Origin of the sequence: Aeromonas rivuli (assembly GCF_000820045.1) — a bacterium.
GTDB classification, from domain to species: domain Bacteria; phylum Pseudomonadota; class Gammaproteobacteria; order Enterobacterales; family Aeromonadaceae; genus Aeromonas; species Aeromonas rivuli.
This window is the reverse complement of record NZ_CDBJ01000078.1, coordinates 1-18,160: the sequence shown is the minus strand read 5'-3', so window position 1 is coordinate 18,160 and position 18,160 is coordinate 1. Positions and strand designations below refer to the sequence as shown.

The following is an 18,160-nucleotide window of genomic DNA, read 5'->3' as shown; positions in this document are numbered from 1 at the left end:
GCAAGCGTGATCGCTTAATCTTGGCTTACATAAATAAAGCAAAGCCCCTATAATAGGGGCTTTCTTATGCAGGGGCGTAGTTCGAATTGGTAGAACAGCGGTCTCCAAAACCGATGGTTGGGGGTTCGAATCCCTCCGCCCCTGCCATGCACCTCGTCTCGTACGGGGCTTTTGTGTCTTTGGTAATGTCAGATACAGGTAGGTTGTATGAATGTGAGTTCTGAGAATCAGGGCGGAAGCAAGGATACCCTGCTTTGGGGCCTGGTTTTCATCATCCTGGCGGCCGCTGTAGTGGGTAATTACCTGCTGCACGATGTGCTCGCTGCCGTCCGCGCCTTGGGTGTGGTCGTTGTCATTGCTGCCGCTGGTGCGGTAGCCCTGCAAACCACTAAGGGTAAGGCAACATTGGCTTTTGCCCGTGAGTCTCGCCTGGAAGTCCGCAAGGTCGTATGGCCAACCCGCCAGGAAGCCATTCAGACAACGCTGATTGTGCTGGCGGTTACTGCCATCATGGGCTTGCTGTTGTTCCTTCTGGACGGCGCTCTGGTCTGGTTGGTCAACTTGATTACCGGTGTGTAAGGATTAGCCATGACTGAACAACGTGAACAACGTATGAGATGGTATGTCGTACAGGCATTCTCCGGCTATGAAGGCCGTGTTGCGAAATCCCTGCGCGAACATATCAAGATGCATGGCATGGAAGAGATGTTTGGCGAAGTGCTGGTACCGACCGAGGAAGTGGTCGAGATGCGTGCCGGCCAGAAGCGCAAGAGCGAGCGCAAGTTCTTCCCGGGCTATGTGCTGGTTCAGATGCTGATGGATGAAACCACCTGGCACCTGGTACGTAATGTACCGCGTGTAATGGGCTTCATCGGTGGCACCTCCGATCGCCCGGCACCGATTTCCGACAAAGAAGCCGATGCCATCCTCAATCGTCTGCAAGATTCCCACGACAAGCCGCGTCCGAAAACGCTGTTCGAACCGGGTGAGATGGTACGGGTTGCCGATGGTCCCTTCGCGGACTTCAACGGCACTGTAGAAGAAGTGGATTATGAAAAGAGCCGCGTGAAGGTTTCCGTTCTGATCTTCGGCCGTTCAACACCGGTAGAACTGGATTTTGGTCAGGTCGAAAAAGGCTGATTGAATTCTGTACGTTTAACGGTTGTCAGGGGCAGCGATTATCTCTATAATTCGCTGCCCCTTTATTAGCTGGGGAGCCGTTTGCAGGAGCATGTCTCCGAGGCGTTTGAACCCATTTTTGAGGTATTTTTCTAATGGCTAAGAAAGTCACAGCTTATATCAAGCTGCAAGTTAAAGCTGGTAGTGCCAACCCAAGCCCCCCCGTCGGTCCGGCCCTGGGTCAGCACGGTGTCAACATCATGGAATTCTGTAAAGCGTTCAACGCCCGTACAGAGAAGCTGGAAAAAGGTTCACCGACTCCGGTCGTGATCACCGTTTACAGTGACCGTTCCTTCACCTTCGAAACCAAGACTCCGCCTGCTTCCTTCCTGCTGAAGAAAGCTGCCGGTATCCAGTCTGGTTCCGCCAAGCCGAACAAAGACAAGGTTGGTAAGGTGACTGTTGCTCAGCTGCAAGAAATTGCCAAGACCAAAGAACCGGATATGACTGGTGCCGATCTGGATGCAAAAGTACGTTGCATCGCAGGCTCCGCTCGTTCCATGGGTCTGGTAGTGGAGGATTAAGACAATGGCTAAAATTTCCAAGCGTATGCGCGTTATTCGCGAAAAAGTTGACGGTACCAAAGAGTACGGCATCAACGAAGCCATTGCCCTGCTGAAAGAACTGGCTACTGCCAAGTTCGTTGAAAGCGTTGACGTTGCTGTCAACCTGGGTATCGACGCTCGTAAATCCGACCAAAACGTCCGTGGCGCCACTGTGCTGCCGCACGGTACCGGTCGTGACGTTCGCGTTGCCGTATTCACCCAGGGTGCCAACGCCGAAGCTGCTAAAGCTGCCGGTGCTGAACTGGTTGGTATGGACGACCTGGCTGAGCTGGTCAAAAAAGGCGAGATGAACTTCGACGTCGTGATCGCATCCCCGGATGCCATGCGCGTTGTTGGTCAACTGGGCCAGATCCTGGGCCCACGTGGCCTGATGCCTAACCCGAAAGTGGGCACCGTGACCCCGAACGTTGCTGAGGCTGTCAAGAACGCCAAAGCCGGTCAGGTCCGTTACCGCAATGACAAGAATGGTATCATCCATACCACTCTGGGTAAGGTTTCTTTCAACGAAGTTCAGCTGAAAGAAAACTTGGAAGCTCTGCTGGTTGCCCTGAAAAAAGGCAAACCCTCTTCCGCCAAAGGCATCTTCATCAAGAAAGTCAGCATCTCCACCACCATGGGTGCCGGTGTTGCTGTAGACCAAGCTTCTCTGGAAGCTCAGGCCTAATTGATGGATTTTACAAGGCGCAAAATTTAATCTATAATTTTGCGCCTTGATTGGTTGGGGGTTTCGACCTCCGTCCAAGACCGCAGGAGGTGGCAACACCTTAATATTTCCTGCGTAGACGGTGCCGGAAACCCAGCGAGAAAATTTTCTCTTCTGGAATCCTGCCACCGCATCGTTTCCTCTGTTTTCAGAGGGATGTATCAGTTCTGGGTCTCGGTGGCCCAGATTCAATCCAGGAGCTAAGCCAATGGCATTAGGACTCGAAGACAAAAAGGCAATTGTTGCTGAAGTCAACGAAGCTGCCAAAGGCGCACTGTCCGCAGTTGTTGCCGATTCTCGCGGCGTCACTGTAGACAAGATGACCGTCCTGCGTAAAACCGCTCGTGAAGCCGGTGTGTACATACGCGTAGTGCGTAACACCCTGCTGCGTCGCGCGGTAGAAGGTACCGAATACGAGTGCCTGAACGACGTATTGACCGGTCCGACCTTGATTGCTTTCTCTAACGAACACCCGGGCGCTGCCGCTCGTCTGTTCAAAGAGTTTGCCAAAGCGAACCAAAAGTTCGAAATCAAGGCTGGCGCTTTTAACGGTGAGTTTATCGCCGCAGCACAAATTGATCGTCTGGCTACACTGCCGACTTACGACGAAGCAATCTCGAAGTTGATGGCTACCATGAAGGAAGCCTCAGCTGGCAAGCTGGTTCGTACTATCGCTGCTGTCCGCGATCAGAAGCAAGCTGCTGCTTGATTCTTACCTATTTAGGTTGTTTGAGTTTATTCAACATCAGGAATTTTTGTCATGTCTATCACTAAAGACCAAATCATCGAAGCCGTTGCTTCCATGTCCGTAATGGAAGTTGTTGAGCTGATCGAAGCTATGGAAGAGAAGTTCGGTGTTTCTGCCGCTGTTGCTGTTGCTGCCGGTCCGGCTGCTGAAGCAGTAGAAGAGAAAACCGAGTTCGACGTAGTTCTGACTGCTATCGGTGCCAACAAAGTTGCCGTTATCAAAGCCGTTCGTGGCGCTACCGGCCTGGGCCTGAAAGAAGCTAAAGATCTGGTTGAGTCCGCTCCGGCCAACCTGAAAGAAGGCATCTCCAAAGACGAAGCTGAAGCTCTGAAGAAAGAGCTGGAAGCTGCCGGTGCTGCTGTTGAGATCAAATAATCTGCATTCATGTAGATTAGCCTGATAAAACAGGCAAGGCTGGTGAATTTCATTCACCAGCCTTTTTGCGCTGTAGACTGAGAGCATTTTCACACCGTTTGCGACTCTCGGTGCACCAGCAACCCGGGCCGCATTATTGCCCGGTCAACACAAAACGGTGTTGAGACAGAGCTGTCCTGCGGGACAGAGTGGGTCACTTATCAGCGAGCTGAGGAACCCTATGGTTTACTCTTATACCGAAAAAAAACGCATTCGTAAGGACTTCGGTAAGCGAGACCAGGTACTGGACACGCCTTATCTGTTGTCCATTCAGCTGGACTCCTTCAAGCAGTTCATCGAGGCTGACCCGGAAGGTGAATATGGCCTAGAGGCCGCTTTCCGTAGCGTTTTCCCGATCACCAGTTACTCCGGTAGTGCTGAGCTTCAGTATGTCAGCTATCGCCTGGGTGAGCCGGTATTTGACGTAAAAGAATGCCAGATCCGTGGAGTGACCTACTCCGCGCCGCTGCGTGTCAAGCTTCGTATGGTTCTGTACGACCGTGAAGCAGCTGCCGGCACCGTCAAAGACATCAAGGAACAAGAAGTTTACATGGGCGAAATTCCGCTCATGACCGAAAACGGCACCTTTGTTATCAATGGTACCGAGCGGGTCATTGTCTCCCAGCTGCACCGCAGCCCGGGCGTCTTCTTCGACCACGATAAAGGCAAAACTCACTCATCCGGTAAGGTGCTGTATAACGCCCGCGTTATCCCCTACCGTGGCTCCTGGCTGGACTTCGAGTTCGATGCAAAAGACAACCTGTTTGTCCGTATCGACCGTCGTCGTAAACTGCCAGCGTCCATTATTCTGCGCGCCCTGGACTTCGGATCCGAAGAAATCCTGGCCACCTTCTTCGAGACCATTGGTTTCGAAGTGAAAGATGGCAAGTTGATGATGGATCTGGTGCCCGAGCGTCTGCGTGGCGAAACCGCGACCTTCGACATCATTGCCAATGGCACTGTGGTCGTCGAGACCGGTCGTCGTGTGACTGCACGCCACATCCGTCAGCTGGAAAAAGACGCCATCACCCAGATTGAGGTGCCGGTGGAGTATGTTGTTGGCAAAGTTGTCGCCAAGAACTACGCACATCCCCAGACTGGCGAAATGGTCGTGACTGCCAACCAGGCATTGAGCCTGGAAGCGGTTGCCAACCTGTCCCAAGCCGGCTTCAAGCACTTCGAGGTTCTGTTCACCAATGAACTGGATCACGGTGCTTACATGTCCGAGACCCTGCGCATCGACAACAGCTCCAATCGTTTGGAAGCGCTGGTCGAAATCTATCGCATGATGCGTCCGGGCGAGCCGCCCACCCGCGAAGCGGCAGAGCAGCTGTTCGAGAACCTGTTCTTCTCTTCCGAGCGTTACGACCTGTCTACCGTGGGTCGGATGAAGTTCAACCGTCGTCTCTCTCGTGAAGATGAGACCGGTGTGGGTGTGCTGACCAAAGACGATATCGTCGAAGTCATGAAGCGCCTGATCGACATCCGTAACGGCAATGACGAGGTGGACGATATCGACCACCTGGGTAACCGTCGTATTCGTTCCGTCGGTGAGATGGCCGAGAACCAGTTCCGCGTCGGTCTGGTCCGTGTTGAGCGTGCGGTGAAAGAGCGTCTGTCCCTGGGCGACCTCGACACCCTAATGCCGCAGGATCTGATCAACGCCAAGCCGATCTCCGCCGCCGTCAAAGAGTTCTTCGGTTCCAGCCAGTTGTCCCAGTTCATGGACCAGAACAACCCGCTGTCCGAAGTGACCCACAAGCGTCGTATCTCTGCGTTGGGCCCAGGTGGTCTGACTCGTGAGCGCGCCGGCTTTGAAGTTCGAGATGTGCACCCGACTCACTACGGTCGTCTGTGCCCCATCGAGACCCCTGAAGGTCCGAACATCGGTCTGATCAACTCGCTGTCAGTCTATTCACGCACCAACGAGTACGGTTTCCTCGAGACCCCGTATCGCAAGGTTATCGACGGTCTGATCACCGACGAAGTGGATTACCTGTCTGCCATCGAAGAAGGCAAATACGTCATCGCTCAGGCCAATGCGGCCGCGTCCGAAGATGGTCGCCTGAAAGATGAACTGATCCCGTGCCGCCATAAGGGTGAATCCACCTTCATGAACGCCGATCAGATCCAGTATATGGACGTGAGCCCGCAACAGATTGTCTCTGTGGCAGCGGCCCTGATCCCCTTCCTGGAACACGATGATGCTAACCGAGCCCTGATGGGTTCGAACATGCAACGTCAAGCCGTGCCGACCCTGCGTGCCGACAAGCCGCTGGTAGGTACCGGCATGGAACGCGCCGTAGCCGTTGACTCCGGTGTGACCGTCGTGGCCAAGCGTGGCGGCGTGATCGACTATGTCGATGCCTCCCGTATCGTGCTGCGGGTCAATGAAGATGAGCTGCTGCCAGGCGAAGCCGGCATCGACATCTACAACCTGACCAAATACACCCGTTCCAACCAGAACACCTGTATCAACCAGCGTCCTTGCGTGATGTTGGGTGAGCCGGTGATGGCCGGTGACGTCTTGGCCGATGGCCCGTCTACCGACCTGGGCGAACTGGCGCTGGGCCAAAACCTGCGCGTCGCCTTCATGCCGTGGAACGGTTACAACTTCGAAGATTCGATCTTGGTAAACGAGCGTGTGGTACAGGAAGATCGCCTGACCACCATCCATATCCAGGAACTGGCCTGTATCTCCCGTGACACCAAGCTGGGTCCGGAAGAGATCACTGCCGACATCCCGAACGTGGGTGAAGCCGCACTGTCCAAGCTGGACGAGTCCGGTATCGTCTACGTGGGTGCCGAAGTGAAGGGCGGCGACATCCTGGTTGGCAAGGTAACACCGAAAGGTGAAACCCAGCTGACCCCGGAAGAGAAGCTGCTGCGCGCCATCTTCGGTGAGAAAGCGTCCGACGTGAAGGACTCTTCCCTGCGTGTACCGAACGGTGTGTACGGTACCGTGGTTGACGTGCAAGTCTTTACCCGCGATGGCGTGGAAAAAGACAAGCGCGCCAAAGAAATCGAAGAGATGCAGTTGAAGGAAGCGAAGAAGGACTTGACCGAAGAGTTCAAGATCCTGGAAGACGGCGTATTTGGCCGTACTCGCAACCTGTTGCTGGCTGCCGGTTACAGCGAAGATCGTCTGAACAAGCTGGATCGCACCAAGTGGTTTGAATTGGCCATCGAAGATGAAGCCAAACAGATCGAACTGGAGCAGATCGCCGAACAGCACATCGAGCTGCGTGCCGACTTCGACAAGAAGTTCGAGAACAAACGTCGCAAGATTATCCAGGGTGATGATCTGGCGCCGGGCGTACTGAAAATCGTCAAGGTTTACCTGGCAGTCAAGCGTCGCATCCAACCGGGTGACAAGATGGCGGGCCGTCACGGTAACAAGGGTGTTATCTCCAAGATCTGCCCGGTCGAGGATATGCCCCATGACGAGTTCGGCCGTCCGGTCGACATCGTACTGAACCCGCTGGGCGTACCGTCTCGTATGAACATCGGTCAGATCCTCGAAGTGCATCTGGGCCTCGCGGCCAAGGGCATCGGCGAGAAGATCGATCGCATGATCAAAGAGCAGCGCAAGCTGCACGAGATGCGTGAATTCTTGCAACAGGTCTATGACCTGGGCGAGAAGGATGGCCAGCAAGTGAACATCGCCGAGCTGTCTGATGACGACGTGCGTACCCTGGTCGGGAACCTGCGTAATGGTCTGCCAGTCGCCACGCCGGTCTTTGATGGCGCCAAAGAGCACGAAATCAAAGCCTTGCTGAAACTGGCTGATCTGCCGGAATCCGGTCAGATCTCCCTGTTCGACGGCCGTACTGGTAACACCTTTGAGCGCAAGGTCACGGTGGGTTACATGTACATGCTGAAGCTGAACCACTTGGTAGACGACAAGATGCATGCGCGTTCTACCGGCTCCTACAGCCTGGTTACCCAGCAGCCGCTGGGTGGTAAGGCACAGTTTGGTGGTCAGCGGTTCGGTGAGATGGAAGTGTGGGCCCTGGAGGCTTACGGTGCGGCATACACTCTGCAAGAGATGCTGACCGTCAAGTCTGACGATGTGAATGGCCGTACCAAGATGTACAAGAACATCGTGGATGGCGACCACCGTATGGAGCCGGGCATGCCCGAATCCTTCAACGTATTGTTGAAGGAAATCCGCTCTCTGGGTATCAACATCGAGCTGGACGAAGAGTAAGAGTCCGCTCTTATTGTTCGAGAATTGACGTGGGCGCCCCGCTGCTTTGGCAGTAGGGGCGCCGAGGTTAGACTCCTGACAGGGGAAACACGTGAAAGACTTACTCAAGTTTTTGAAGGCTCAGACTAAGACCGAAGAGTTTGACAGTATTAAGATCGGTCTGGCCTCTCCTGACATGATCCGCTCCTGGTCATTCGGTGAAGTCAAAAAGCCTGAGACCATCAACTACCGGACTTTCAAGCCGGAACGTGATGGTCTGTTCTGTGCCCGTATCTTCGGACCGGTGAAGGACTACGAGTGTCTGTGCGGCAAGTACAAGCGCCTGAAACACCGTGGTGTGATCTGCGAGAAGTGCGGCGTAGAAGTGACCCAGACCAAGGTCCGTCGTGAGCGCATGGGCCATATCGAGCTGGCCAGCCCGACTGCCCACATCTGGTTCCTGAAGTCCCTGCCGTCCCGTATCGGTCTGCTGTTGGACATGACCCTGCGTGACATCGAGCGCGTGCTGTATTTCGAATCCTATGTAGTGATCGAACCCGGCATGACCAACCTCGAGCGCAGCCAGATGTTGTCCGAAGAGAACTATCTGGACGCACTGGAAGAGTGGGGCGACGAATTTGACGCCAAGATGGGTGCCGAGGCAATCCTTGCATTGCTGCGTGCCATCGATCTGGAAGGTGAAGTCAAAACCATGCGCGAGGAGCTGGATCAGACCAACTCCGAGACCAAACGCAAGAAGACCACCAAGCGCCTGAAGCTGATGGAAGCCTTCCTGCAATCCGGCAACAAGCCGGAGTGGATGATCATGACAGTGCTGCCTGTGCTGCCGCCGGACCTGCGTCCGCTGGTACCGCTGGACGGCGGTCGTTTCGCGACTTCAGATCTGAACGATCTGTACCGTCGTGTGATCAACCGTAACAACCGCTTGAAGCGTCTGCTGGACCTGGCGGCACCGGACATCATAGTGCGCAACGAAAAGCGCATGCTGCAAGAGTCCGTGGATGCCCTGCTGGATAACGGCCGTCGTGGCCGTGCCATCACTGGTTCCAACAAGCGCCCGCTGAAATCCTTGGCCGACATGATCAAGGGTAAGCAAGGTCGTTTCCGTCAGAACTTGCTGGGTAAACGTGTCGACTACTCTGGTCGTTCCGTTATCACAGTAGGCCCGACCCTGCGTTTGCATCAGTGTGGTCTGCCGAAGAAGATGGCGCTGGAGCTGTTCAAGCCCTTCATCTATGGCAAGCTCGAGACCCGCGGTCTGGCGACCACCATCAAGGCCGCCAAGAAGATGGTGGAGCGCGAAGAAGCCGTCGTTTGGGACATCCTGGACGAAGTGATCCGCGAACACCCGGTCTTGCTGAACCGTGCACCGACTCTGCACCGTCTGGGTATCCAGGCGTTCGAACCGACCCTGGTCGAAGGTAAAGCCATCCAGCTGCACCCGCTGGTCTGTGCCGCCTATAACGCCGACTTCGATGGTGACCAGATGGCGGTCCACGTACCGCTGACCCTGGAAGCCCAGCTGGAAGCGCGCGCCCTGATGATGTCTACCAACAACATCCTGTCGCCTGCCTCCGGTGAGCCGATCATCGTGCCTTCCCAGGACGTGGTCTTGGGTCTGTACTACATGACCCGTGCCCGTATCAACGCCAAGGGCGAAGGTATGGTGCTGGCCGGCCCGAAAGAAGCCGAGAAGGTCTATCGCGCCGGTCTGGCCGATCTGCATGCCCGTGTCAAAGTGCGCATCACCGAATACCTGCGTCAGGCAGATGATTCGCTGGTAGAGCACACCGAGCTGAAGAACACCACCGTCGGTCGTGCGATCCTGAGCCTGATCCTGCCAAAAGGCATGGAATATGCTCTGATCGATGAGCCGAAGGTGCTGACTGCTGCAGAGCAGGCTGACCTGGATGCCAATCCGCAGAACTGGATCAAGTCTGTATCCAACAAGGCGCTGGGCAAAAAGCTCATCTCCCGTCTGCTGAACACCTGCTATCGCAAGCAGGGTCTGAAGGACACCGTCATCTTCGCTGACCAGCTGATGTATACCGGTTTCCATTATGCGGCCCTGTCTGGTGCTTCCGTTGGTATCGATGACATGGTCATCCCGGATGCCAAGAAAGATATCATTGCCGCAGCCGAAGCCGAAGTTGCCGAGATCCAGGACCAGTTCCTGTCCGGTCTGGTGACCGCGGGCGAGCGCTACAACAAGGTTATCGATATCTGGGCCAGCGCCAACGAGCGCGTCTCCAAGGCCATGATGGAGAACTTGTCCAAGGAGCGTGATGTCAACTCCCTGGGTGAAGAAGAAGAGCAAGCGTCGTTCAACAGCATCTTCATGATGGCCGACTCTGGTGCGCGGGGCTCCGCCGCCCAGATCCGTCAGCTGGCCGGTATGCGTGGCCTGATGGCCAAGCCGGATGGCTCCATCATCGAAACGCCGATCGTGGCGAACTTCCGTGAAGGTCTGAACGTACTCCAGTACTTCATCTCCACTCACGGTGCTCGTAAAGGTCTGGCGGATACCGCACTGAAGACGGCTAACTCCGGTTACCTGACTCGTCGTCTGGTTGACGTGGCACAAGACATGGTCATCACCGAAGACGATTGCGGCACCATCGAAGGTCTGTGGATGACTCCGCTGATCGAAGGTGGCGACGTGGTCGAACCGCTGCGTGAGCGCGTGTTGGGTCGTGTGGTTGCCGATGATGTGATCAAGCCGGGTACTGAAGGCGAGATCCTGGTCGCGCGCAATACCCTGCTCGACGAGTATCTGTGTGATCTGCTGGAGCGTAACTCCGTCGACCGCGTGAAGGTACGTTCTGCCATCACCTGTGAGACCGACTTCGGTAACTGTGCCCACTGCTACGGTCGCGATCTGGCCCGTGGTCACCTGGTCAACAAGGGTGAGGCTGTCGGTGTTATCGCCGCCCAGTCCATCGGCGAACCGGGTACCCAGCTGACGATGCGTACCTTCCACATCGGTGGTGCCGCATCCCGAGCTGCTGCCGAGAGCAGCATCCAGGTCAAGAACACCGGTAGCATCAAGCTGCAGAACGCCAAGTTCGTTCTCAACAGCGCCGACAAGCTGGTTATCACCTCGCGTTCTACTGAACTGACCATCATGGACGAGATGGGCCGTACCAAGGAAAGCCACAAGCTGCCTTACGGTTCCGTCCTGGAAGTGAAAGATGGCCAGGCAGTGACTGCCGGTGAAACCGTGGCCAACTGGGATCCGCACACCCACCCGATCATCACCGAAGTAGCAGGTCGCCTGGACTTCGAACACATGATCGATGGCGTGACCATCACCCGTCAAACCGACGAGCTGACCGGTCTCTCTTCCATCGTCGTACTGGATGTCAACGAGCGTCCGAGTGCCGGTAAAGAGATGCGTCCGACCGTTAAACTGGTCGACCTGAACGGTAAAGATGTCATGATCCCGGGTACCGATGTTGCCGCCCAGTACTTCCTGCCGGGCAAGGCGATCGTGAACCTGGAAGATGGTGCCAACGTGGGTGTGGGTGACGCGGTAGCGCGTATCCCGCAGGAATCCAGCGGTACCAAGGACATCACCGGTGGTCTGCCGCGCGTTGCGGATCTGTTCGAAGCACGTATTCCGAAGGAACCGGCTATCCTGGCCGAGATCTCCGGTACCATCTCCTTCGGGAAAGAGACCAAGGGCAAACGCCGTCTGGTCATCACCCCGACCGATGGTGGCGATGTCTACGAGGAGATGATTCCGAAGTGGCGTCACCTGAACGTGTTCGAAGGTGAAAAAGTTGAGAAGGGTGAAGTGCTGGCGGACGGTCCTGAGTCTGCTCACGATATCCTGCGTCTGCGCGGTATCAGCCCGGTCGCCAACTATATCGCCAACGAAGTGCAGGACGTTTACCGTCTGCAAGGCGTTAAGATCAACGACAAGCACATCGAAGTCATCGTTCGTCAGATGCTGCGTAAGTGCGAGATCCTGAGCGCTGGCGACACTGACCTTATCGAAGGCGAGCAGGTTGAAGTGGCCCGCGTCAAGATTGCCAACCGTAAGCTGGTTGCCGAGGGTAAGATCCCGGCCACCTTCCGTCATATTCTGATGGGTATTACCAAGGCATCCTTGAGCACCGAGTCCTTCATCTCCGCGGCTTCCTTCCAGGAAACCACCCGTGTTCTGACCGAAGCGGCCGTTGGCGGCAAGCGTGATGAACTGCGTGGCCTGAAAGAGAACGTCATCGTGGGTCGTCTGATCCCGGCCGGTACTGGCTTTGCCTACCACCACAGCCGGATCAACCAGCGTGCCGCCGCAGCTCGTGCTGTCGGTGTACCGCAGGTGACAGCCGATGAAGCTCAGCAAAACCTGGCGGATCTGCTTAATGCATCCGGCAGTTTTGACGAAGAGTAATCTTCAGCTGCAGTGATTAAAAAGGGCTCCTTCAGGGAGCCCTTTTTGTTGTTGGTACATTGACCCAGGCTGCACCGGGCTGGGGCAGGGGATGATCCAGTGCAAGGTTATAGAGCAAAAAATCAAAAAAAGTTGACATTGCCAGTGCGCAATTGAAAACTCGGATCAGTTAACGTGATTACAGGGGTAAAAGATGACTGTCGGTATCGAGGATGTAATGCTTCCCGAGGAACAGCTGGTCAGCCGCACTTTTACAGACGAAGACAGGGAATTGTTGCGCTCCTATGAGGGGCTGATCGAGGGCTTGGCCGAGTTGTTCGGCAAGCACTGTGAGGTGGTACTTCACTCCCTGGAGAATCTGCACGAGTCGGTGATCAAGATAGCGAATGGTTTCAACACGGGTCGCAACGAAGGGGCGCCGATCACCGATCTGGCCCTTCGTATGCTCAAGGACATAGAGAATGCTGGTCAGGAGTACACACAAAGCTACTTCGCCCGCAGTCGTACCGGTGCGCTGATGAAATCGATCACCATTGCCATTCGCAACAGCGACAAGCAGGTGATCGGTCTTATCTGTATCAACTTGCACATCAATGCGCCTTTTCATGAGTTTGTGGCCGAGTTCTTCCCGACCCCACAGCAGGTCGAGCGCCAGTCGCCAGAGACCTTCGCCAACAGCGTTGAGGAGCTGGTCGCCCAGACGGTGGATAACACCATCGACGAGATCAATCGCGATCCGACCGTGGCCAACAATGCCAAGAACCGTTTTATCGTGACCCAGCTGTTCGAGAAGGGCATATTCGATATCAAGGATTCGATCAATCTGGTCGCCGACAAACTTAATATTTCCAAACACACCGTCTATCTTTACATCCGCCAGCGCAAGCAGGGTGAAGATGAGTGCGAGTGAGCGCCATAGAAGAGGACAGATGAATGGCTAAAGAAGTAATCGCAACCGAACAGGCTCCCGCCGCGATTGGCCCTTATGTGCAGGGCACCAAGTTGGGTGAGCTGGTGTTCACCTCTGGCCAGATCCCGCTCGATCCGAGCACCATGGAGATCGTCAGTGGGGGTGTCGAAGCGCAGGCCGAGCAGGTGATGAAGAACCTGGTTGCCGTGCTGAAGGCGGCGGGTTCCGATCCCAGCAAGGTGCTGAAAACAACCTGTTTCCTGAGCGACATGAACAACTTCGTGGCCTTCAATCAGGTCTATGCCCGTTACTTCGGCGACTCGGCACCCGCGCGATCCTGCGTTGAGGTGGCCCGCCTGCCGAAAGATGTGTTGGTTGAAGTGGAAGCGATCGCCCATATCTGATCCGGCATCGCTGTGATGAGCCCCTCCCGGAGGGGCTTTTTTGTCTGTGGCTCTGCGATGGGCTACCTCTTGGGGATCTGGCTATGAGTCTGAGTTTTGCTCTGTTGGTGACGGGGCCTGCCTATGGCAGCCAATCGGCCAGCACCGCCTACCGCTTCGCTCGCGCCCTGTTGGCGGAGGGACATCGCCTCTCTCACCTGTTCTTCTATCAAGAGGGGGTGAGTAACGGCAATCAACTCCATGCCCCCGCGTCCGATGAGACAGACCTGGTGCGTTTATGGACCGAGCTGGCCATTGAGCAGGGGATCCGTATCGATGTCTGTGTGGCGGCGGCCATGCGCCGTGGCGTACTGGACGAGGTCCAGGCCTCCGAGGTGGGCAAGGCGCACTTCAATCTGGGTGAGCCCTTCTGCCTGAGTGGCCTCGGGCAACTGGCGGAAGCGGCCTTGACCGCGGATCGCTTCGTGCAATTTTAGGAGGGGTATGAACAAGATTGCCTTTATCGGCAGGCGGGGGCCCCATGGCTCGGCGGCGGGCAGAGAAGGGCTCGATGCCCTGCTGGCCAGCTCTGCCCTGACTGAGTCACTCGCCCTGTTTCTCATCGAGGACGGGGTCTTGCAGCTGATCCAGGATCAACGGCCGCAGGCCATACTGCAGCGCCATTACGCCCCGACCTTCAAGCTGCTGGAGCTCTATGATGTGGAGGAGCTCTATGTCTGCGCTGACTCGCTCTCTGAGCGCGGCCTGCAGCCAGACGACCTCATCATCGAGGCCCGTTGTCTGCCCAGGGCTGAACTGACCCGGCTTTGGGCCAGTTATGCCATTCATCTGAGCTTCTGAGAGGGGTTATGATCCATTTGATAATGAGCTCGCCCTTCCTGACCCAGGATCTGGAGCAGGCGTTGCGATACCGACATCAGGGTGATGCCCTGGTGCTGATGCAAGATGCGGTGGTCGCAGCCGTCAGCCCGCTCTGGCAGGCCAAATTGGCCGAGGAACGGCTCTATGTGATGAGTGAGGATCTGCAGGCCCGCGGTTTGGGGGAGGGATCCGGGTTATCCCTGACCATGATGGGGTTGGTAGCGCTGATTGAGGCTGAAGGTTCGCCACATTCATGGTCATGCTAACGTCAACATTAATTGTTATAACTCAGTGGTTTGGCTCTACATCGCTGTCAGGGTCTGTGTCCTTTTACGGCACGGATTGTATAAATCTTGACTCCCTCAGCGACAGGGCATAAAATTTCGCGTCCCCGTATCTGCGGGGAGGATTTTTCACATGTTTATGAAGTCATTATCAGGAGCCTTTTGATGGCAACTATTAACCAGTTGGTTCGCAAGCCACGCACTAAGCTCGTTGAAAAAAGCAACGTGCCTGCGCTGGAAGCGTGCCCTCAGAAGCGTGGCGTGTGCACTCGTGTATACACCACCACCCCCAAGAAGCCTAACTCTGCACTGCGTAAAGTGTGCCGTGTTCGTCTGACCAACGGCTTCGAAGTCACCTCCTATATCGGCGGTGAAGGTCACAACCTGCAGGAACACTCCGTTGTTCTGATCCGTGGCGGTCGTGTCAAGGATTTGCCAGGTGTTCGTTATCACACCGTTCGTGGTGCGTTGGACTGTGCCGGTGTTAAAGACCGTAAGCAATCTCGCTCCAAGTATGGCGTGAAGCGTCCGAAAGCTTAATGGTTCTCCGTTAAGTAAGGCCAAACGTTAATTCGTTTCTAGTTAGATAACTTTCTAGTTTTGGGTAACCCCTGAAGTTACGGAGAATTTGAAATGCCAAGACGTCGTGTTGTTGGTCAGCGTAAAATCCTGCCAGATCCCAAGTTCGGATCAGAGCTGCTGGCTAAATTTGTCAACGTAGTAATGGTTGACGGTAAGAAATCTGTTTCCGAAGCCATCGTTTACGGTGCTCTGGACATCATTGCCACCAAATCCGGCAAAGATCACCTGGCTGTATTCGAAGAAGCCCTGGACAACATTCGTCCGTCCGTCGAGGTTAAATCTCGTCGTGTCGGTGGTGCAACCTATCAAGTGCCGGTAGAAGTTCGCCCGGTACGTCGCAATGCCCTGGCAATGCGTTGGTTGGTTGATGCCGCTCGTAAACGTGGTGAAAAATCAATGGCTCAGCGCCTGGCTGGCGAGCTGCTGGATGCCGCTGACAATAAGGGTTCGTCTGTCAAGAAACGTGAAGACGTTCACCGTATGGCTGAAGCGAACAAAGCCTTCGCTCACTTCCGCTGGTAATCCGCTTGCGCAGGGTCTGCTAAAGATCCTGCGCACCTTCAATTATCTAGGGACAAGTTCCTTAGTAAGAGGATGACAATGGCTCGTACAACCCCCATTGAGCGCTACCGTAATATCGGTATCTCCGCTCACATCGACGCCGGTAAGACTACTACTACCGAACGCGTACTGTTCTACACCGGTGTTAGCCATAAGATCGGCGAAGTGCATGATGGCGCCGCCACCATGGACTGGATGGAACAAGAGCAAGAGCGTGGAATCACTATCACCTCTGCTGCGACCACCGCATTCTGGTCCGGCATGGGCAAACAGTATCAACCGCACCGTATCAACATCATCGATACCCCAGGCCACGTTGACTTTACTATCGAAGTAGAGCGTTCAATGCGTGTCTTGGATGGCGCCGTGATGGTGTACTGTGCCGTAGGTGGCGTACAGCCACAGTCTGAGACCGTATGGCGTCAGGCTAACAAGTACAAGGTTCCCCGTATCGCGTTCGTCAACAAGATGGACCGTACCGGTGCCAACTACTTGCGCTGCGTTGAGCACATCAGAACCCGTCTGAAAGGCGTTCCTGTTCCTCTGCAACTGAACATCGGTTCAGAAGAGAACTTCAAGGGCGTTATCGACCTGGTCAAGATGAAAGCCATCAACTGGAGCGAAGCAGATCAGGGCGTATCCTTCGATTACGAAGAGATCCCTGCTGAGCTGCTGGAGCAGGCGCAAGAAATGCGTCTGAACCTGGTTGAAGCTGCCGCTGAAGCCTCTGAAGAGCTGATGGAAAAATACTTGGGCGGCGAAGAGCTGACCGAGGAAGAGATCAAGACTGCTCTGCGTCTGCGCGTTCTGAACAACGAAATCATCCTGGTTACCTGTGGCTCCGCGTTCAAGAACAAGGGCGTACAGGCCATGCTGGATGCCGTTGTTGACTACCTGCCGGCACCGACCGACGTTGCTGCTATCGACGGCCTGAAGCTGGATGGCGTGACTAAAGACGAGCGTCATGCGTCTGATGACGAGCCGTTTGCTGCACTGGCATTCAAGATTGCTACCGATCCGTTCGTGGGCAACCTGACCTTCTTCCGCGTTTACTCCGGTGTGGTTAACTCCGGCGACTCAGTGATGAACTCCGTCAAAGAGAAGCGTGAGCGTTTTGGCCGTATCGTTCAGATGCACGCCAACAAGCGTGAAGAGATCAAAGAAGTTCGCGCAGGCGATATCGCTGCTGCCATCGGTCTGAAAGACGTGACCACTGGTGACACCCTGTGTGACGAAAAATCCCCGATCATCCTCGAGCGTATGGAATTCCCGGAGCCGGTAATCTCCATCGCGGTTGAGCCTAAAACCAAGGCTGACCAAGAGAAGATGGGTCTGGCACTCGGCCGTCTGGCGCAGGAAGATCCGTCTTTCCGTGTATGGACTGACGAAGAATCTGGCCAAACCATCATCGCCGGTATGGGTGAGCTGCACCTGGACATCATCGTTGACCGTATGCGTCGCGAGTTCAAGGTTGAAGCGAACGTTGGTAAACCGCAGGTTGCCTATCGTGAAACCATTCGTGAAACCGTCAAGGATATCGAAGGTAAGCACGCCAAGCAGTCTGGTGGTCGTGGTCAGTATGGTCACGTCATCATCGACATGTACCCGCTGGAAGCTGGCAAAACCTATGAATTCGTTAACGATATCAAAGGTGGCGTGATCCCTGGTGAATACATCCCAGGTGTTGATAAGGGTCTGCGCGAGCAGCTCAAATCCGGCCCGCTGGCAGGCTATCCAGTCATGGATATCGGTGTGCGTCTGCATTACGGATCTTACCACGATGTCGACTCTTCCGAGCTGGCGTTCAAGATCGCGGCTTCCCTGGCCTTCAAAGCTGGCTACATGAAAGCCAAGCCGGTTCTGCTGGAGCCTGTCATGCAGGTCGAAGTTGAGACTCCGGAAGATTACATGGGCGACGTTATCGGTGACTTGAACCGTCGTCGTGGCCTGATCGAAGGTATGGAAGACGGCCCGTCCGGCAAGATCGTACGTGCTCTGGTGCCGCTGGCCGAGATGTTCGGTTATGCGACCGCGCTGCGTTCCGCTACCCAGGGTCGTGCTTCCTACGCTATGGAATTCGCTAAGTACTCCGATGCCCCGAACAACGTGGCTCAGGCAGTGATCGAAGAGCGCAAATCCAAGTAATTTAAGATTCCCCGCCTACGACGGTAGGCGGGTTTAACCTAGAAGGACTACGTCGTGTCTAAAGAAAAATTTGAACGTAACAAACCGCACGTAAACGTCGGCACCATCGGCCACGTTGACCACGGTAAAACCACCCTGACCGCCGCCATCACCAACGTGCTGGCCAAGCACTACGGTGGTAAAGCCTTCGCCTTCGA

Annotated in this window: 17 protein-coding genes and 1 tRNA gene; all 18 read left to right on the top strand. The window is 55.3% G+C overall.

What is annotated here, in order from left to right:
* Positions 1-70: 70 nt before the first annotated feature.
* Positions 71-147 (top strand) — tRNA-Trp (locus BN1130_RS17885).
* A 60-nt stretch (positions 148-207) separates the two neighbouring features.
* Positions 208-579 (top strand): preprotein translocase subunit SecE, encoded by a 372-nt coding sequence (gene secE, locus BN1130_RS17880; RefSeq protein ID WP_005901810.1) that lies wholly within the window; start codon positions 208-210, stop codon positions 577-579.
* Positions 580-588: 9 nt separating this feature from the next.
* Positions 589-1,140 (top strand): transcription termination/antitermination protein NusG, encoded by a 552-nt coding sequence (gene nusG, locus BN1130_RS17875; RefSeq protein WP_005901813.1) that lies wholly within the window; start codon positions 589-591, stop codon positions 1,138-1,140.
* 134 nt (positions 1,141-1,274) lie between these two features.
* On the top strand, positions 1,275-1,703 hold the full coding sequence (gene rplK, locus BN1130_RS17870; RefSeq protein ID WP_016352267.1) for a 50S ribosomal protein L11: 429 nt from the start codon (positions 1,275-1,277) through the stop codon (positions 1,701-1,703).
* Between the two features lie 4 nt (positions 1,704-1,707).
* Positions 1,708-2,409: a 50S ribosomal protein L1 gene (gene rplA / locus BN1130_RS17865; RefSeq protein WP_042043661.1), complete on the top strand. Its 702-nt coding sequence runs from the start codon at positions 1,708-1,710 to the stop codon at positions 2,407-2,409.
* 247 nt (positions 2,410-2,656) lie between these two features.
* Positions 2,657-3,157 (top strand): 50S ribosomal protein L10, encoded by a 501-nt coding sequence (gene rplJ, locus BN1130_RS17860; RefSeq protein ID WP_005901820.1) that lies wholly within the window; start codon positions 2,657-2,659, stop codon positions 3,155-3,157.
* A 51-nt stretch (positions 3,158-3,208) separates the two neighbouring features.
* The gene (rplL, locus tag BN1130_RS17855; protein WP_042043660.1) at positions 3,209-3,571 is read left to right on the top strand and encodes a 50S ribosomal protein L7/L12; all 363 of its coding nucleotides are present in this window, start codon (positions 3,209-3,211) and stop codon (positions 3,569-3,571) included.
* Positions 3,572-3,791: 220 nt separating this feature from the next.
* The gene (gene rpoB, locus BN1130_RS17850; protein WP_042043659.1) at positions 3,792-7,820 is read left to right on the top strand and encodes a DNA-directed RNA polymerase subunit beta; all 4,029 of its coding nucleotides are present in this window, start codon (positions 3,792-3,794) and stop codon (positions 7,818-7,820) included.
* A gap of 91 nt (positions 7,821-7,911) precedes the next feature.
* Positions 7,912-12,216 (top strand): DNA-directed RNA polymerase subunit beta', encoded by a 4,305-nt coding sequence (rpoC, locus tag BN1130_RS17845; protein WP_042043658.1) that lies wholly within the window; start codon positions 7,912-7,914, stop codon positions 12,214-12,216.
* A gap of 193 nt (positions 12,217-12,409) precedes the next feature.
* Complete coding sequence (locus BN1130_RS17840; RefSeq protein WP_042043657.1) at positions 12,410-13,126, top strand: helix-turn-helix transcriptional regulator; 717 nt, start codon at positions 12,410-12,412, stop codon at positions 13,124-13,126.
* A 23-nt stretch (positions 13,127-13,149) separates the two neighbouring features.
* Positions 13,150-13,530 (top strand): RidA family protein, encoded by a 381-nt coding sequence (locus BN1130_RS17835; RefSeq protein ID WP_042043656.1) that lies wholly within the window; start codon positions 13,150-13,152, stop codon positions 13,528-13,530.
* Positions 13,531-13,613: 83 nt separating this feature from the next.
* Positions 13,614-14,006 (top strand): sulfurtransferase complex subunit TusD, encoded by a 393-nt coding sequence (tusD, locus tag BN1130_RS17830; RefSeq protein WP_042043655.1) that lies wholly within the window; start codon positions 13,614-13,616, stop codon positions 14,004-14,006.
* Positions 14,007-14,013: 7 nt separating this feature from the next.
* Positions 14,014-14,370 (top strand): sulfurtransferase complex subunit TusC, encoded by a 357-nt coding sequence (gene tusC, locus BN1130_RS17825; RefSeq protein WP_042043654.1) that lies wholly within the window; start codon positions 14,014-14,016, stop codon positions 14,368-14,370.
* Between the two features lie 8 nt (positions 14,371-14,378).
* Positions 14,379-14,657 carry a sulfurtransferase complex subunit TusB gene (tusB, locus tag BN1130_RS17820; RefSeq protein ID WP_042043652.1) on the top strand — a complete coding sequence of 93 codons (279 nt, stop codon included), beginning with the start codon at positions 14,379-14,381 and terminating at the stop codon, positions 14,655-14,657.
* Positions 14,658-14,840: 183 nt separating this feature from the next.
* Entirely contained in the window at positions 14,841-15,215 is a 375-nt protein-coding gene (gene rpsL, locus BN1130_RS21850) for a 30S ribosomal protein S12 (RefSeq protein ID WP_005901832.1), read from the top strand.
* Positions 15,216-15,308: 93 nt separating this feature from the next.
* Positions 15,309-15,779 (top strand): 30S ribosomal protein S7, encoded by a 471-nt coding sequence (gene rpsG, locus BN1130_RS17810; RefSeq protein WP_005901834.1) that lies wholly within the window; start codon positions 15,309-15,311, stop codon positions 15,777-15,779.
* Positions 15,780-15,857: 78 nt separating this feature from the next.
* Positions 15,858-17,963, top strand: a complete 2,106-nt coding sequence (gene fusA, locus BN1130_RS17805; protein ID WP_042043649.1) for an elongation factor G — start codon at positions 15,858-15,860, stop codon at positions 17,961-17,963.
* 54 nt (positions 17,964-18,017) lie between these two features.
* Positions 18,018-18,160 (top strand): GTP-binding protein (locus BN1130_RS21845; RefSeq protein ID WP_232301910.1); only part of this gene is annotated, 143 nt, incomplete at its 3' end.

Bases quoted from the DNA above. Each gene is read 5' to 3' on its own strand.
- secE (WP_005901810.1), top strand. From the start codon at position 208: ATGAATGTGAGTTCTGAGAATCAGGGCGGAAGCAAGGATACCCTGCTT.
- nusG (WP_005901813.1), top strand. From the start codon at position 589: ATGACTGAACAACGTGAACAACGTATGAGATGGTATGTCGTACAGGCA.
- rplK (WP_016352267.1), top strand. From the start codon at position 1,275: ATGGCTAAGAAAGTCACAGCTTATATCAAGCTGCAAGTTAAAGCTGGT.
- rplA (WP_042043661.1), top strand. From the start codon at position 1,708: ATGGCTAAAATTTCCAAGCGTATGCGCGTTATTCGCGAAAAAGTTGAC.
- rplJ (WP_005901820.1), top strand. From the start codon at position 2,657: ATGGCATTAGGACTCGAAGACAAAAAGGCAATTGTTGCTGAAGTCAAC.
- rplL (WP_042043660.1), top strand. From the start codon at position 3,209: ATGTCTATCACTAAAGACCAAATCATCGAAGCCGTTGCTTCCATGTCC.
- rpoB (WP_042043659.1), top strand. From the start codon at position 3,792: ATGGTTTACTCTTATACCGAAAAAAAACGCATTCGTAAGGACTTCGGT.
- BN1130_RS17840 (WP_042043657.1), top strand. From the start codon at position 12,410: ATGACTGTCGGTATCGAGGATGTAATGCTTCCCGAGGAACAGCTGGTC.
- BN1130_RS17835 (WP_042043656.1), top strand. From the start codon at position 13,150: ATGGCTAAAGAAGTAATCGCAACCGAACAGGCTCCCGCCGCGATTGGC.
- tusD (WP_042043655.1), top strand. From the start codon at position 13,614: ATGAGTCTGAGTTTTGCTCTGTTGGTGACGGGGCCTGCCTATGGCAGC.
- tusC (WP_042043654.1), top strand. From the start codon at position 14,014: ATGAACAAGATTGCCTTTATCGGCAGGCGGGGGCCCCATGGCTCGGCG.
- tusB (WP_042043652.1), top strand. From the start codon at position 14,379: ATGATCCATTTGATAATGAGCTCGCCCTTCCTGACCCAGGATCTGGAG.
- rpsL (WP_005901832.1), top strand. From the start codon at position 14,841: ATGGCAACTATTAACCAGTTGGTTCGCAAGCCACGCACTAAGCTCGTT.
- rpsG (WP_005901834.1), top strand. From the start codon at position 15,309: ATGCCAAGACGTCGTGTTGTTGGTCAGCGTAAAATCCTGCCAGATCCC.
- fusA (WP_042043649.1), top strand. From the start codon at position 15,858: ATGGCTCGTACAACCCCCATTGAGCGCTACCGTAATATCGGTATCTCC.